At 74.6% G+C, this 13,349-nt stretch carries 9 protein-coding genes and 1 pseudogene; 2 read left to right on the top strand and 8 right to left on the bottom strand.

Going from position 1 to position 13,349, the window contains the following annotated elements; translation table 11 throughout:
* The first annotated feature begins 78 nt into the window (after positions 1-78).
* Both B4915_RS10055 and B4915_RS15120 read left to right on the top strand, forming a co-directional pair.
* Positions 79-888: an SDR family oxidoreductase gene (locus B4915_RS10055; RefSeq protein WP_105805634.1), complete on the top strand. Its 810-nt coding sequence runs from the start codon at positions 79-81 to the stop codon at positions 886-888.
* 10 nt (positions 889-898) lie between these two features.
* A pseudogene (locus tag B4915_RS15120) lies at positions 899-2,605 on the top strand (FUSC family protein); the annotation flags it as partial.
* A gap of 705 nt (positions 2,606-3,310) precedes the next feature.
* Here the strand turns inward: B4915_RS15120 and B4915_RS15115 are convergent.
* The 8 genes from B4915_RS15115 to B4915_RS10015 all read right to left on the bottom strand — a co-directional run bounded on the left by B4915_RS15115 (position 3,311) and on the right by B4915_RS10015 (position 13,349).
* Positions 3,311-4,213 (bottom strand): sugar ABC transporter substrate-binding protein, encoded by a 903-nt coding sequence (locus B4915_RS15115; RefSeq protein WP_425436368.1) that lies wholly within the window; start codon positions 4,211-4,213, stop codon positions 3,311-3,313.
* An 89-nt stretch (positions 4,214-4,302) separates the two neighbouring features.
* Positions 4,303-5,784, bottom strand: a complete 1,482-nt coding sequence (locus B4915_RS10045) for a xylulokinase (RefSeq protein ID WP_105805632.1) — start codon at positions 5,782-5,784, stop codon at positions 4,303-4,305.
* A gap of 1 nt (position 5,785) precedes the next feature.
* A complete protein-coding gene (locus B4915_RS10040; protein WP_105805631.1) occupies positions 5,786-6,766 on the bottom strand; it encodes an ABC transporter permease in 981 nt (326 codons plus the stop codon).
* Positions 6,763-8,268 carry a sugar ABC transporter ATP-binding protein gene (locus B4915_RS10035; RefSeq protein WP_181158535.1) on the bottom strand — a complete coding sequence of 502 codons (1,506 nt, stop codon included), beginning with the start codon at positions 8,266-8,268 and terminating at the stop codon, positions 6,763-6,765. Before B4915_RS10035 ends, B4915_RS10040 begins: the two co-directional genes overlap by 4 nt.
* Before the next feature lie 24 nt (positions 8,269-8,292).
* Complete coding sequence (locus B4915_RS10030; RefSeq protein WP_105805629.1) at positions 8,293-9,129, bottom strand: GntR family transcriptional regulator; 837 nt, start codon at positions 9,127-9,129, stop codon at positions 8,293-8,295.
* Positions 9,126-9,947, bottom strand: a complete 822-nt coding sequence (locus tag B4915_RS10025; protein ID WP_105805628.1) for a tryptophan synthase subunit alpha — start codon at positions 9,945-9,947, stop codon at positions 9,126-9,128. Before B4915_RS10025 ends, B4915_RS10030 begins: the two co-directional genes overlap by 4 nt.
* Before the next feature lie 172 nt (positions 9,948-10,119).
* Positions 10,120-11,967 carry an SLC13 family permease gene (locus tag B4915_RS10020; RefSeq protein ID WP_105805627.1) on the bottom strand — a complete coding sequence of 616 codons (1,848 nt, stop codon included), beginning with the start codon at positions 11,965-11,967 and terminating at the stop codon, positions 10,120-10,122.
* A gap of 107 nt (positions 11,968-12,074) precedes the next feature.
* A complete protein-coding gene (locus tag B4915_RS10015) occupies positions 12,075-13,349 on the bottom strand; it encodes a Bcr/CflA family efflux MFS transporter (protein WP_105805626.1) in 1,275 nt (424 codons plus the stop codon).

Genomic DNA, 13,349 nt, shown 5'->3' with positions numbered 1-13,349 from the left:
ATCAGCTTGAGACGCCGGCGGACGGCGGAGCCCCGGCCGCGAGAGACTGGGGCGAGGAGCGACAGAACGGAGGACCCGATGGAGGGGATCCAGGACTGGGACGGCCGCGTCGCCGTCGTGACCGGCGGCGCGAGTGGGATCGGGAGGGGCATCGCCGAGGCCTTCCGCGGGGCGGGGGCGACGGTCGTCGTCGCGGACCGCGACGAGGCCGCGCTCGGCGCCGCTCGCGAGGGGGGCTTCGGGACGTTCCGCACCGATGTCGCCGATGCGGAGAGCGTCGCCGCGCTGGCCCGCCACGTCGTCGAAGAGCACGGTCGCGTGGACCTGCTCGTCAACAACGCGGGGGTCGGGCCCAAGGCGCCGCTCACCGGCTTGACGCTCGCGGACTGGCGCTGGATCCTCGACGTCAATCTGATGGGCGTCATCCACGGGGTGCACGCCTTCCTGCCTCAGCTGATCGCCAACGAGCACGGGGGCTGGATCGTCAACACCGCCTCGATGTCGCGCTTCTTCACGCCGCCGGGCTATGCGCCCTACGTCGCGAGCAAGGCCGCCGTCGAGGGCCTCAGCCTGACGATCGCCCAGGAGCTGGAGGCCGGGGGTCACCGGGTGGGCGTGACCGTGCTCCACCCGGGAGCGGTGCGCACGAACATCCGCAACAGCTTGCGCAGCCGGCCGGAGGACGCCGGTGAATCCGGCCTCGTGGACTTCGACATCGCGGAGAAGATCACCGACGAGCGTATGTGGGTGCAGCCGGAGGATGCGGGCGCGATCGTGCTGCGCGCGGTGCGCGGCGGCGACCGCTTCGCCTTCACCCACCCGGGCATGGTCGGCGACGTCGAGGCGGTGCTCGCCGAGACCCGGGCGGCGATGCTGAAGTACGCCTGAACGGGAGCGGATGGGGCGGCCTGCTGCAACCCCCCTCCGCATCCGCCCGCGGCCTCGGTACGCTTGCCGTGTGGGGTCACCGGGGACGCGACTGACCCGGCTGCTCGCCGCGCGAGACCCGGGGCGGGAGCGGCTGGTCTCGGCGACGGCGATCACCGGCGGCGTGCTCGGCAGCGTCCTCCTCGGATGGGTGATCGTGGAGCGCTTCCACGCGCATCCGGGGATGCTGTCGATGTCGGTGTTCCTGTCGATGCTGGCCGGCAGGGCGGTGCGGGATCCGGCTCCGCTCGCGCGGCTCGTCACGACCGCGCTCCTGCTGCCCACTGCGCTCGCGGCGATCCTCCTCGCCGTCGCCGCCGACGGCGTCCAGCCACTGGCGGTCATCGGCTTCATCGCGATGTCCGGCGTCGCGGTCTGGGTGCGCCGCTACGGTCCGCGGGCGAGCTCCCTGGGCATGATCGCCTTCATCGCCTTCTTCTTCACGCTGTTCATGCGACCTGAGGGCCAGGCGCTCGGGGTGTTCCTGCTCATCGCCGCCGGCGCGATCGCGGCGCAGCTGCTGGTACGCGTCCTGCTGCTTGCGCGGCGCCCCAGGCGTGAGCTGCGCGTGCTGCTGCGGGAGCTGCGGGCGGCCTCGCTGGCGGCGCTCGTCACGGCCGCGCAGGCGGATCGTCCGGGGGCGATCCACGCGCCGCTCGCCCGGCTCGACGAGGTGGGGCAGGCGATCACCCGCTGGCAGACGCGGAACCGGACGGAGCGGGTGATCGGGCGCCGCGCGGACACCCTGGAGACGCGGGTCCTCGACGCCAGGCTCGACACCGAGGAGGCGTGCTACGCGCTCCTCAGGGCGCGTCAGCCCGGCCGACGGTGCGACGAGACGGCGGCCGCGATCGGGCAGCTGCAGTCGGTGCTCGCGAGGCGCGCGGACCCGAGCCGGATCGCGGCAGCCGTCGAGTGGGCGGGGCGGATCGTGGATCCGGCGGAGTCGCCGGCTCCGGGCGGGCTGCCCGCCGCCGCGGATCCGGCGGCGTACCTGCTCGCGCGGGCGGTCCTCACCCACGCACGGCTGCGTGCGATCGACCCCTCCCGGGAGGCTGCCGAAGCGGCGGTTCGCGAGGGGGACGGCACGAGCACGGCGGGCCAGGAGGGCGCGGACTCTGGCTCGGACTCGGGCGCGGGCACGGAGGGGGCCGGGGCGCACGCTCCGTCCGCGGCGCCGTCCGCTCCGTCCGCAGCCTCCCCGCCCGCAGCAGCGCGCCCCGACACCGCCACGCCGGCTGCCGCCCCGCGGGGCCCGCGGTCCTGGCGCGACTGGTCCGTGCCGAGCCGCATGGCGGTGCAGGCGATGTCCGCCGCCGCGCTCGCGAGCGCGGCGGGCCAGGCGATCTCCGCGAGCCGCTGGTACTGGGCCGTGATGACCGCCTTCGTGCTCTTCATCGGGGCGACCACGCGGGACGGGATCCTCACCCGCGCCGTCCGCAGGGTCACCGGCACCCTGGGCGGGATCGCGCTCGGCACCGTCGCGGTCGCGCTCACCGGGCACACCACCTGGGCGCAGCTGCTGATCGCGCTGCTCGCGGTCTTCGGCATGCTCTACCTCGGGCCGGTGAACTACCTCTACTCGGCTCTCTGCGTCACCACGATGTACCGCATGCTCGGGATCCTGAACCCCGATCTGCTCGGCCTGCGCCTGGCGGAGACGCTCGCCGGTGCCGTGATCGGCGTGCTCTCGGCGTACCTCGTCCTCTCCTCGAGCTCGCGCCCCGCGCTCGTAGCGCAGGCCGAGGGCTACTTCGACGCGCTGCGCGCGCTGCTGGACGCCGCCGCCGCGACGCTCGCCTCCCCCGCCTCCCCCGCAACCGCGCCGGCGCCGCCGGCCGCCCTGCACGATCTGGAGGCGCGGCAGACCGAGATCGACCGAGCCGTGTCGGGCATGTCCGCGGCCTTCCTGCTGCGCAATTCGCGGCGTGAGAGCCAGGCCGTCCACCTGATGCACGTGGCGACGCGCGCCTCTGCGCGGCTCGTGCAGTCGGTGCGGCTGCTCACGGAGTCACCCGGCCCCCACGGCGCGGGACCACCGGCCGCGTCGTCCCGCACGGTGGCGGAGGCGATCCGGATCGTCGAGCGCTCGGCGGAGGCCGCGCGGGCCGCGCTGGGCACGGGCGGGCCGGCGCCGCCGCCGGCGCCCGAGGAGCCTCGCGTGCTGCTCGCCCTGCGGTCCCCGGAGGGGCCCGCACCGGGTTCCGCGGGCGCCGCCGCGATCACCGCGCTGGCGAGAATCGACTGGGCCCTGCGCCACGCCGCCGAGCTCGCGGACGGCGGGTCCGCCGCAGGGGGCGGCGAGGACGGTGACCCGGGGGCGGGCGGACGCTCACGGGAGGGCGCGGGCGGGCGTTCCCGGAGGGCGCCCGCCCGCGGTCGATCAGTCTTGCTCGGCGACGGTGTCCTGCGTGACGAGCGTGCCGGGCAGCTCGTACTGGCTCTGCTCGGGGGCGTTGCCCGCGGCGTTCTCGGCGATCAGCTCGACGGTCTTCTGGGCGATCCCGGCCCAGTCCTGCTTCACGGTGGCGGTGAAGGGACCGCCCTTCGCGATCTCCGCGAGCGCGAAGTCCTGGCCGTCGATGCCGACCACGGGCACGCCGGTGATCTTCGCGGCATCGAGCGCCTGCGTGGCGCCGAGCGCGGGCTCGTCCCAGCCGCCCCAGATGCCCGTGACCCGGTCGCCCTGCGCCGACATGATGTCCTGCACCGACTTGCGGGCATCGTCCACGGGGCCCGGCACCTCGACGTGCTTCGACTCGAGGATCGTGATCCCGGCCTCCTCGAACACGGGACGGGCGCCTGCCGCACGCGCCTTCACGCCGGGGTGGGGGTCGTGGGTGAGCATGACGATCGAGCCCGTGCCGCCCATGGCGTCGATGAGCGCCTGCGCGCTCTGCTCGCCGAGGTCGGTGTTGTCGCTCGTCACGTTCGCGGCGATGCCGTCGGCCTCGGCGGCATCGATCGCGAACACGGGGACGCCGGCGTCCGCGGCCGACTTCAGCCCGAGCGAGACCTGGGTGGGATCCCCCATGCCGAGCACGATGGCGTCGGGCTGCTGGGCCGCGGCGTTCTGGAACGCGCTGTTGAGCTTGTTCATGTCGCCGGCGGTGTCCTCGACGCTGACCTGCCAGCCGCGGGCCTCGGCGTCCTCGGTGAAGAGGTCGATGACCTCCTTCGTCGAGGCGTTGCCCAGGTAGGGAGTGACGACGGCGACCGTCAGCGCGTCATCGTCGCCGGCACCGCCCTCGGGGGTGGAACCGCCGGAGCAGGCGGCGAGGAGCATGCTCGCCGCGGCGAGCACTCCCAGCGCGGCGAGGGTTCTGGTCTTGTGCATGGTGCGTGCCTTTCGTAAGCGATGGTGGGGGGTGCGGCTCACTCGACTCGGGCGAGCCGGTGGAAGGTGGGGGCGAGGCCGTCGTAGAGGGCGCGATGGATGCCGACCAGGCGAGCGTAGCCCGTCCGGGCCTCGGAGGGGGCCGTCTCGACGTCCTCGGGGCCCGCTGCGAAGCGCGGGGCGAGGGAGTTCGGGATCCCGAGCGCCGCGGCGACCGCGCGCAGCGCCGAGTGCGATCCGGGATCCTCGGCCTCCCGCGTCACCACGGTCGCGTCGAAGACGTCGGCGAGGATGCGGCGCCACGCCGGGCTCGCGGAGGCGCCCCCGATGAGCGGGATCCGCCGCTGACGGATGCCGAGTTCGTCGGCGACGTGCCGCAAGCCGAGGGCGACGCCGGTGAGCACGGCGAGGTGGAAGTCCACCGCTTGCGTTCCCTCCCGGACGCCCACGAAGGCGCCGCGGAACTCGGGGTCGCGCACCGGCGTGCGCTCTCCGGCGAGACCCGGCAGCGCGAGCGGGCGCACCGCCAGGGCTCCCGGCTCGTCGAGCCTGGGCGCCGCGAGGGCCTCCACCGCCGCGAAGTCGAGGCCCGGCAGGAAGGTGCGGCGCGACCAGTCGGCGGCGGAGCCCGCCGCCTGCACCGCGCCGATGCGCAGCCGCGCTTCCCAGCCGGGCAGCACGAGCGAGTGGATCGGGGAGGCCTCAGCGGCCGGCTCGGCCTCCGTGACCGCGGCGAGCCACCCCGTCGTGCCGAGGTACAGGTAGGCGTCGCCCGGCTCGCTGCCCACGAGGCCGTCGGTGGCCGAGCCGGCGTCGCCGAGGGCGTGGACCACGGGGATGCCGGGGCGCAGTCCGAGCTCCGCCGCCGCCTCGGCGTGCAGCGGCCCGAGCCGCGCGTCGCCCGCCGTCACGCCGACGAGGCGCGGCAGCTGCTCGGCCCGGGCACCGGCGGCGCGTGCGACCTCCGGGCTCCAGCCGCGGGCGTGCACGTCGAGCAGGCCCGTCGTCGAGGCGGTCACGAGATCGCAGGCCGCGACACCGGTCGCGCGCCAGCCGACGTAGCCGGGCGCGCCGAGCAGCAGCTGCTCGGCGGCGGCCAGCGTCTCCGGCTCGTGCTCCGCGAGCCAGGCGATCTTCGCGGCGACGTTCGACGCGTCCTGCTGGTTGCCGCTCAGCCGCTCCCAGTCCGCCAGTGCGGCCCGCAGGCGCTCGTGCTGCGCCGTCGCGCGGGTGTCGGAGTAGAGCATCACCGGCCGCAGCGCCGCCCCCGCCGCCACGGGGATCAGATCCTGCATCTGGCCCGTGAGGCCCACCGCGTCGATCCGCGCGCCGAGACCGCTCTCCGCGATCGCCTCGGCGGCGGCCTCCCACCAGTCCCCGGCCCGCTGCTCGGCGGCGCCGTCCGGGCCCGCCTGCGTCGGGTAGGCGGCCTGTGCCCGCGCGAGCACCGTCCCGTCGGGGTGCGCGACGACGAGCTTGACGCTGGAGGTGCCGAAGTCGAGGCCGGCGAGCACGGTCATCTCAGCGGCGCTTCCGGCTCAGGCGGCTGAGGCTCACGGCGAGCACGATGATGAGGCCCGTGAGGATCTGCTGCACGTAGCTGTTGACCTGCATGATGTTGAGGCCGTTGCTCAGCACGCCGACGATCCCGAGGCCGACGACGGTGCCGCCGATCGTCGGCTGGCCCGCGCGGGAGAGCGTGATGCCGAGGAACACCGCGGCGATCGACGACAGCATGAAGGGGTCCGCTGCCGCGGGGTGCGCGGAGGCGAGGCGTGCGGTCAGCACGACCCCCGCGAGCGCGGCGCCGCAGCCCGAGACGAGGAACGCGGAGAACCGCACGAAGCGGGTCTTCACGCCCGAGAGCCGCGCGGCCTCCGCGTTGCCGCCGACCGCGTACCAGCTGCGGCCGATCACCGTCTTCGAGAGGACGAACCAGACGATGAGGGCGAGGACGACGGCGAGGACGACCGGCACGGGCACCCCGGCGAGGCGCCCCTGCCCGAGCCACACGAAGCCCTCGGGCAGGCCGAAGACGGTCGTGCCGCTCGACAGCAGCAGCGCGAGGCCGGAGAAGGAGGTCATGGTCGCGAGCGTGGCGATGAAGGCGGAGAGGCCGAGGTACGCGACGAGGAAGCCGTTGATCGCGCCGGCGATGGCTCCGGCGGCGAGCGCGATGAGCACGGCGAGGGCGGGGTGCGTCCCGCCGACGAGGAGCTGGGCGGTGATGACGCCCGTGAGGCTCGCCAGGGACCCCACGGAGAGGTCGAAGTCGCCGACCACCATCACCACGGTCTGCACGGCGGCGATCATCGCGAGGATCGCGATCTGCTCGAGGATGTTCGTGAAGTTGATCGGCGTGAAGAACACCTGGGGTTTCAGCGCCGCGAACAGCACGATCAGGCCGAGCAGGCCGATGAGCGTGCCGTAGGAGGCGAGGCGGGCGGGCAGCGCGGCGCGGCGCGGCTGCGCTGCCGCTGCGGTCTCGGTCGGAGTGTTCATGCGGTCTTCCTGTAGCAGAGGTGGAGGATGGATTCTTCCGTGGATTCGGCGGCCGGCACGGTTCCCGCGAGCCGGCCCTCGTGCAGCACCGCGATCTCGTCGGCGAGGCCGATCAGCTCGGGGATCTCGCTCGAGACCACGATCACGGCGACGCCGGCCTCGGCGAGGCGGCGGATCAGCTGGTAGATCTCGGCCTTGGTGCCGATGTCGATCCCGCGCGTCGGCTCGTCGAGCAGCAGCACCCGGGGAGCACGTTCGAGATATTTCGCGAGCACCACCTTCTGCTGATTGCCGCCCGACAGCTCGTCGACCGGCTGCCGGATCGAGGTCGCCTTGATGCGGAGCTCCGCGGCACGGCGCTCGGCGGTCGCCCGCTCGCGGGCCGCGCGCATGACGCCGAGGGTGCTCAGGGCGCGGAGGTTGGCGAGCGCGATGTTGGACTGGATCGTGTCGCCCATGACGAGCCCCTGGCTGCGCCGCTCCTCGGGCACCAGGGCGATCCCGGCATCCATGGCCGCGGTCAGCGAGGCCCGCGTCACGTCCGCTCCGGCGAGCCGCACGGCGCCGCCCTGCGCGCGCTCCGCGCCGGCGATGATCTTCAGCAGTTCGCTGCGGCCCGATCCGGCGAGCCCGGCGATGCCGAGCACCCGGCCGGCTGCGGCGGCGATGCTGACGCCCTTCAGGGTGTGACCACGCAGCTCCTCGACCTCGAGCACCGGCTCCCCGGGGGCCTCGGCCCGCGGCGGGTACACCTGGCCGTGCTCGCGGCCGATCATCGCCGCGACCACGTCGTCGGTGTCGGTCTCGCCGATTGGCTTCGTCCACACGTGGCGGCCGTTGCGCATGACCGTGGCCGTGTCGGCGAGGGCGAAGACCTCCTCCAGCCGGTGCGAGACGTAGATGATCGCGGTGCCCGCGTCGCGCAGCGCCCGCAGCACGGCGAAGAGCTGTTCCGTCTCGGTGTCGGTGAGCGCGGCGGTCGGCTCGTCGAGGATCAGCACCCGGGCGTCCCGCGCGAGGGCGCGGGCGAGGGCGATCATGGTCTGCTGCACCGCGGAGAGCTCGCCGACGGGCGTGTCGAGCGGGATGCGCTGGCCGAGGCGCTCGAGCTGGGCTGCGGCGTCGCGGTCGAGCCGGCGGCGGTGCACCAGCCCGCGCGCCCCGTCGCGGCGCATGCCCAGGTAGATGTTCTCGGCCGCGGCGAGACCGGGCACGAGGCTCAGCTCCTGCGGCAGCGCGACCACGCCGAGCGCCTGGCCGTCCCGCACCGAACGCAGCTGCCGTGGTTCGCCGTCGACGAGCACGCGACCGGCGCTCGGGGCGATCACGCCGGAGAGCATCTTGATGAGGGTGGACTTGCCCGCGCCGTTCTCGCCGAGCAGGGCGTGGATGCTGCCCGGCCGGAACTCGAGGGTGATGTCGGACACGACCCGCACGGGGCCGTAGTCCTTGCTGATCCCCCGGGTGGCGAGCACGGCGGGGGCGTCGTGCGGTGACGTCATCGTCATCTCCTGTCTTCTGGCCGCTCAGCGGCCGCCGCGCATGAAGGGGAGCGAGCTGTCGGCGAGCGCTTCGGCGTCGCTCGACAGCTGCAGGGACATGCCGCCGTGGTTGGCGTGCCGCTCGGCGGAGACCACGACCGCGTCGCCGGCCGTCAGCGCACGGTCGTCGGTGACGGGCACGCCGTCGGCGCTGAAGGTGAGGCGCGAGGAGAGCAGGGCGGGCTCGCCGGCGCGGCGGCCGAGGAGCCGGGCCGACTCGGCGTCGAGGCTGGTCGCCTGCACCGTCTCGCTCGCGCGCTCGACCCGGATCCCGTGCGTCGTCTCCAGCATCTCGTAGAGCGAGCGCTCGGCGAGCGCGGCCGGATCGAGGGCGGCGGCGAGCGCGGGCGGCAGGAGCGAGGTCTGCAGGATGAAGGGCACGCCGTCGACGAAGCGCAGGCGGATCAGCTCGACGGCCTCGGGCGCGTCGAGGCCCATGCGCTGCTGCTCGATCGGCGAGATCTCGATGGGGGCGAAGCCGAGCACCTCGGTGCTCAGGGTGCGCCCGCTCGCCTCGACCTCCGCGGCCAGGCTCGCGAGCCGGCCGAGGGGAAGCCTGAACTGGGCGCCGCGCACGTAGGTGCCCTTGCCCTGTTCGGTGGTGAGCAGCTCCTGTTCGGTGAGCAGCTGGATCGCCTGGCGCACCGTCATCACGGTCACGCCGAAGCTCTCGGCGAGCTCCTTCTGGGAGGGGAGCGTCTGGCCGGCCGTGAGCTCCCCGTCCGTGATCGCCAGCGTGATGGCCCGCGCGATCGCGACGTACTTCGGCAGCCCGTCGTTGCGGCTGAACGAGATGCGCTGGGGGGTCCAGGCGGCGGTCACCGGATCACCTCCTCGGCTCCGCGCAGCGTGCGGCCGACGAGGGCGGGGGCGACGCTGTCGACCAGCGCCGTCACCGCGTCGGGCCCCTCGTCGGCGGCGCGCACGAGCTGCGTGCCGATGATGGCGCCGTTGGCGCCGGTCGCCATGAGCGCCTCGACCTCCTCGGGTCCGCGCACGCCGAAGCCGACGCACACGAAGTAGCGCCGCTCGCCCAGCGCCTCGGCGAGCTCGGCGAGGCGCTCGGCCGCCTTCTCGGGGTTGAAGGCCCCGCCGGTGCGCAGATCGGCCGACTGCAGGTAGATGACGGGCTCCTCGATCGGGCTCGCGGCCAGCAGCTCGAGGTCCTCCTGGAGATACAGGAAGAGGACCGGCTCGATGCCGCGGGCGCGGGCGCGCTCGCCGAGGGCGAGCTGCTCGCGCATCGGGTGCTGCGGCAGCAGGTACGCGTCGATGTCGGCGGCGACGAGCTCGTCGAAGAAGGCCTCGGGACCGATGTGCGCGAAGGTCGAGGCGTAGGCGAGCGCGACGATCGTGTCCGCGTCCTCGGAGCGGCTGCTCGCCGCGAGCCGGAGGGCTGCGGGGATGCCGTCGAGATGGGCGGAGGCGCGCTCCGCCGCGGCCTGGATGAGGGGCCCGTCGAGCTCGGGCGCGGGGCCGGGCATGCTCACCTCGAGGGCGTCGAGGCCCGCACCGAAGGCCGCCTGGGCGACCGCGCGGAAGGCGTCGGGCTCGGGGAAGCCGGCGGGGAGGAAGCCCATGAGCATCCCCCGGCGCTCGGACTCCAGCTGTGCGAGGCGGCGCCTCATTCTCGTGCTCATCGTTCTCCCTCGAACCCGCTCTTCTAGAACACTAGAGAACTATAGGTGAGCGACGGTCGCTCCGCAAGCGCACCCCGCGCACTCCTCCCGGGCACCGGTGCGCGCCCTCGCGGGAGCCGAAGCCGCGGCCAGGCCGAACCGCAGGCGCGCGGATGCGCGGGAGCTCACCCGCTCAGCCGCCGAAGGGCAGCAGCCACGGCACCGCGAGCACCGCGACGAGCAGCACGACCAGCGTGAACGGAGCGCCCACGCGCGCGAAATCGGCGAAGCGGTAGCCGCCCGGGCCGAGCACGAGCGTGTTCACCGGAGAGGCGACCGGCGAGGCGAAGGCGGTCGACGCCGCCAGCGCCACGGTCATCGCGAAGGGCGCGGGCGATGCCCCCAGCTGCTCGGCCAGGCCGATCGCCACCGGCGCCATCAGCACCGCCGTCGCCGTGTTCGAGATGAACAGCCCGATCAGCGCCGTCGCGGCGAAGAGGACCGCGAGCACCACGGGCGGCGCGGCGGAGCCGAAGGCCCCGAGCAGGCCCCGCACGGCGAGCTCGATGCCGCCCGTCTGCTTGAGCGCCGTCGCGAAGGGCAGCATGCCCACGATCACCAGCAGGGTCGGCCAGTGGATCGACCGGTAGGCGGAGGCCATGTCGATGCAGCCGAGCAGGCCCAGCAGCAGGCAGGCGGCGAGCGCGGCCACCACATTGGGCACCACCCCCGAAGCCATCGCCGCGACCATGAGGGCGAGCACGGTGAGCGCCGCGGGAGCCCGATGGGCCGCCGGAGCACTCTGCTCCGCCTCCCCCGGCAGCTCGAGGGCGACGAAGGAGCCGCCCCGGGCGCCGAGCCGGCGCACGCGCGGCCACGGCCCCAGCACGAGCACCGTGTCGCCGAGCCCGACGCGTTCGCGCGCGAGCGGCCCGGGGACCGCGCGGCCTCCGCGACGCAGGCCGATCACCTCGACGCCCGCGTCTGCGTCGAGGCCGAGCTCCGCGACGGTGCGCCCGAGCAGCGGCGAGGCGGGGGCGAGCATCAGCTCCGCCAGGCCCGTCTCCCGCGATCGCTCGTCGAGCAGACTGCCCGCGAGCGGCAGCCGTTCCAGCCCGACCCGGCCCCACGTCTCATCCTCTCCCGGCAGCGTGTGGGCGAGATGCACGAGCAGCACATCCCCGCGGCGCAGCGCGAGGCCCGGCTCCGCCGGAACGATCCTCCCCCCTCGGCCGAGCAGGCCGCGACGCTCCACTGCCAGCACGATCACCCCGGAGCCGAGCGCCGCCTCCGCCAGCCGCGCACCCGCGAGCGGCGAGCCGCGGGCGATCCGCAGGCGCCGGTCGCGATCGTCGAGACGGTAGTCGGCGATGAGCTCGGCGAAACCGCGCGAGCCGGGCGCACCGGGCGGCGACGTCCCCTCCGCCGCGCCCGGCCCGGCGAGCCAGCGGCGCGCGAAGAGCATGTAGCCGATCCCGAGCACGAGGACGATCAGGCCGAAGGGGGTGATCGTGAAGAAGCCGAAGCCGCCGTGACCGGCGCGCGCGAGCTCCGCGTCGACGACCAGGTTGGGGGCCGTGGCGATCAGGCTGAGCATGCCGCTGATCAGCGCCGCCATGCTGAGCGGCATCATGAGCTGCCGCGGCGAGACGCCCATCCGGCGGCAGATGCTGAGCACGACCGGGATGAAGATCGCCACGACCCCCGTGCTGCTCATCACGGCCCCCAGCGCGGCGACGGCCACCATCAGCAGGACGATCAGCCGGGCGGTGCTCGTCCCCGCGAAGCCCGCGATCCGGTCCCCCAGGCGATACGTGATGCCGGTGCGCGAGAGCGCCTCGCCGATCACGAACAGTGCGGCGATGAGCACGACGTTGGGATCGGCGAACCCCGCGAGCGTGTCGGCGACGCTGAGCACCCCGGTCAGCGGCAGCAGCGCCAGCATGAGCACCGCAACGACGTCCATGCGGGGCCGGTGCATGGCGAACATCACCGTCGCGGCGCCCAGCAGCACCAGCACCAGCAGCAGGGACCAGTTCATGCGGCACTCACCACCCGTCCGACGGCAACAGCGCGGTCGTCTCCGGCGCCGGGCGCGCACCGGAGCCCGTGTTCACGCGGCCAGCCTAACCCACCCCCGGCGCCCTGTCAGGCTCCGCCGCGCGGGGCGCCGGGGGCCCGGGCCGCGGCTCCGGCGGGCGGGGACCGGCGCTCGCGGGCGCCGCCGAGAGCGGCGGCCACGGCGCCGAGCGCCGTAAGCGCCACCATGCCGGCCGCCGCCGGCACGGCCGTGTCCACGCCCCACAGGCCGCCCAGCGGCGAGGCCGCCGCCCCCACCGAAAACTGCACCAGTCCGAGGGCGGCCGACCCCCCGCCCGCCGCAAAGGCCGCACGCCCCAGCGTCAGCGCGGAGCCGTCGGACATCGCGGCCGCGCAGCCCGCCGTGAACACGCACACGAGCGGCGCCCAGGCCCACAGGGCGCCCGGCCCGTCGAGCGCGCCCGCGAGCGCGAGCACGAGCAGTGCGCAGGCCGCGCCGCCCGCGGCGAGCTGGGCGAGCCGGAGGGCGCCGTGCGCGCCGAGACGGCGCGCGATCCGGCCGTTGAGCCAGGCGCCCGTCACGAAGGCGATGGAGCCCAGCGAGAAGCTCAGCGCGTAGGCGAAGGGCGAGGCCCCGAGGACCCGCTGCACGATGAAGGAGGAGGAGCCGATGTAGACCATCAGCGCGCCGTAGGCGAAGGCGAAGGCGAGCACGTAGGCGAGGAAGGCGCCGTCGCGGGCGAGCCGGCCGAGATTGCCGAGCAGGCGGCGGGCGCTCGCGGGATGGCGGCTCGCGCGCGGCAGCGACTCGGGGATCGCGAACAGCGCGACCGCGAACATGGCCGCGGCGATGACGGCGAGCCCGAGCAGCGCTGCGCGCCAGCCGCCCCAGGAGGCGAGCAGCGCACCGAGCGGGCTCGCGACCACCGGGCCCAGGCCCATCATCGCGATGAGCGCGCTTACCCCACGGACGGCCCGCTCCCCCGAAGCCAGATCCGCCACGACCGCCCGCGAGAGCGCAGCGCCCGCGGAACCCGAGAGCCCCTGCAGTGCCCGCAGCGCGAGCAGCCAGCCGAGGGACGGCGCGGCGGCCGCCGCGAAGCCGGTCGCGGTGAAGACGCCGAGCGCGAGAAGCAGGGTCCGCCGCCGCCCCAGCGCGTCGGACACGGTGCCGATGGCCAGCTGCCCGAGCGCCGAGCCGAGGAGGTAGGCGGTGAGCGTCAGCTGCACCGCCGCCGGCGTCGCGTCGAAGTCCGCCTGGAGAGCGGGGAAGGCCGGCAGGTAGAGGTCCGTGGAGACGGCGCCCGCGGCGCCCACGAGGCCGAGCGCGGCGAGCAGCCCGGGCGTGAGCTCGGGGCGTTCGCGGGATACGGTACGGTCCAC

This window comes from Leucobacter massiliensis (assembly GCF_002982315.1).
Taxonomy (GTDB): domain Bacteria; phylum Actinomycetota; class Actinomycetes; order Actinomycetales; family Microbacteriaceae; genus Leucobacter; species Leucobacter massiliensis.
Note: the sequence above shows the minus strand (reverse complement) of the source record. Positions and strands in the feature narration are given on the sequence as shown.

Excerpts from the sequence above, each read along its gene's own strand:
- B4915_RS10055 (WP_105805634.1), top strand. The coding sequence starts at position 79 with ATGGAGGGGATCCAGGACTGGGACGGCCGCGTCGCCGTCGTGACCGGC.
- B4915_RS15115 (WP_425436368.1), bottom strand. The coding sequence starts at position 4,213 with ATGCTCCTCGCCGCCTGCTCCGGCGGTTCCACCCCCGAGGGCGGTGCC.
- B4915_RS10045 (WP_105805632.1), bottom strand. The coding sequence starts at position 5,784 with ATGACCGTGCTCGCCGGCCTCGACTTCGGCACCTCCAGCGTCAAGCTC.
- B4915_RS10040 (WP_105805631.1), bottom strand. The coding sequence starts at position 6,766 with ATGAACACTCCGACCGAGACCGCAGCGGCAGCGCAGCCGCGCCGCGCC.
- B4915_RS10035 (WP_181158535.1), bottom strand. The coding sequence starts at position 8,268 with ATGACGTCACCGCACGACGCCCCCGCCGTGCTCGCCACCCGGGGGATC.
- B4915_RS10025 (WP_105805628.1), bottom strand. The coding sequence starts at position 9,947 with ATGAGCACGAGAATGAGGCGCCGCCTCGCACAGCTGGAGTCCGAGCGC.
- B4915_RS10020 (WP_105805627.1), bottom strand. The coding sequence starts at position 11,967 with ATGAACTGGTCCCTGCTGCTGGTGCTGGTGCTGCTGGGCGCCGCGACG.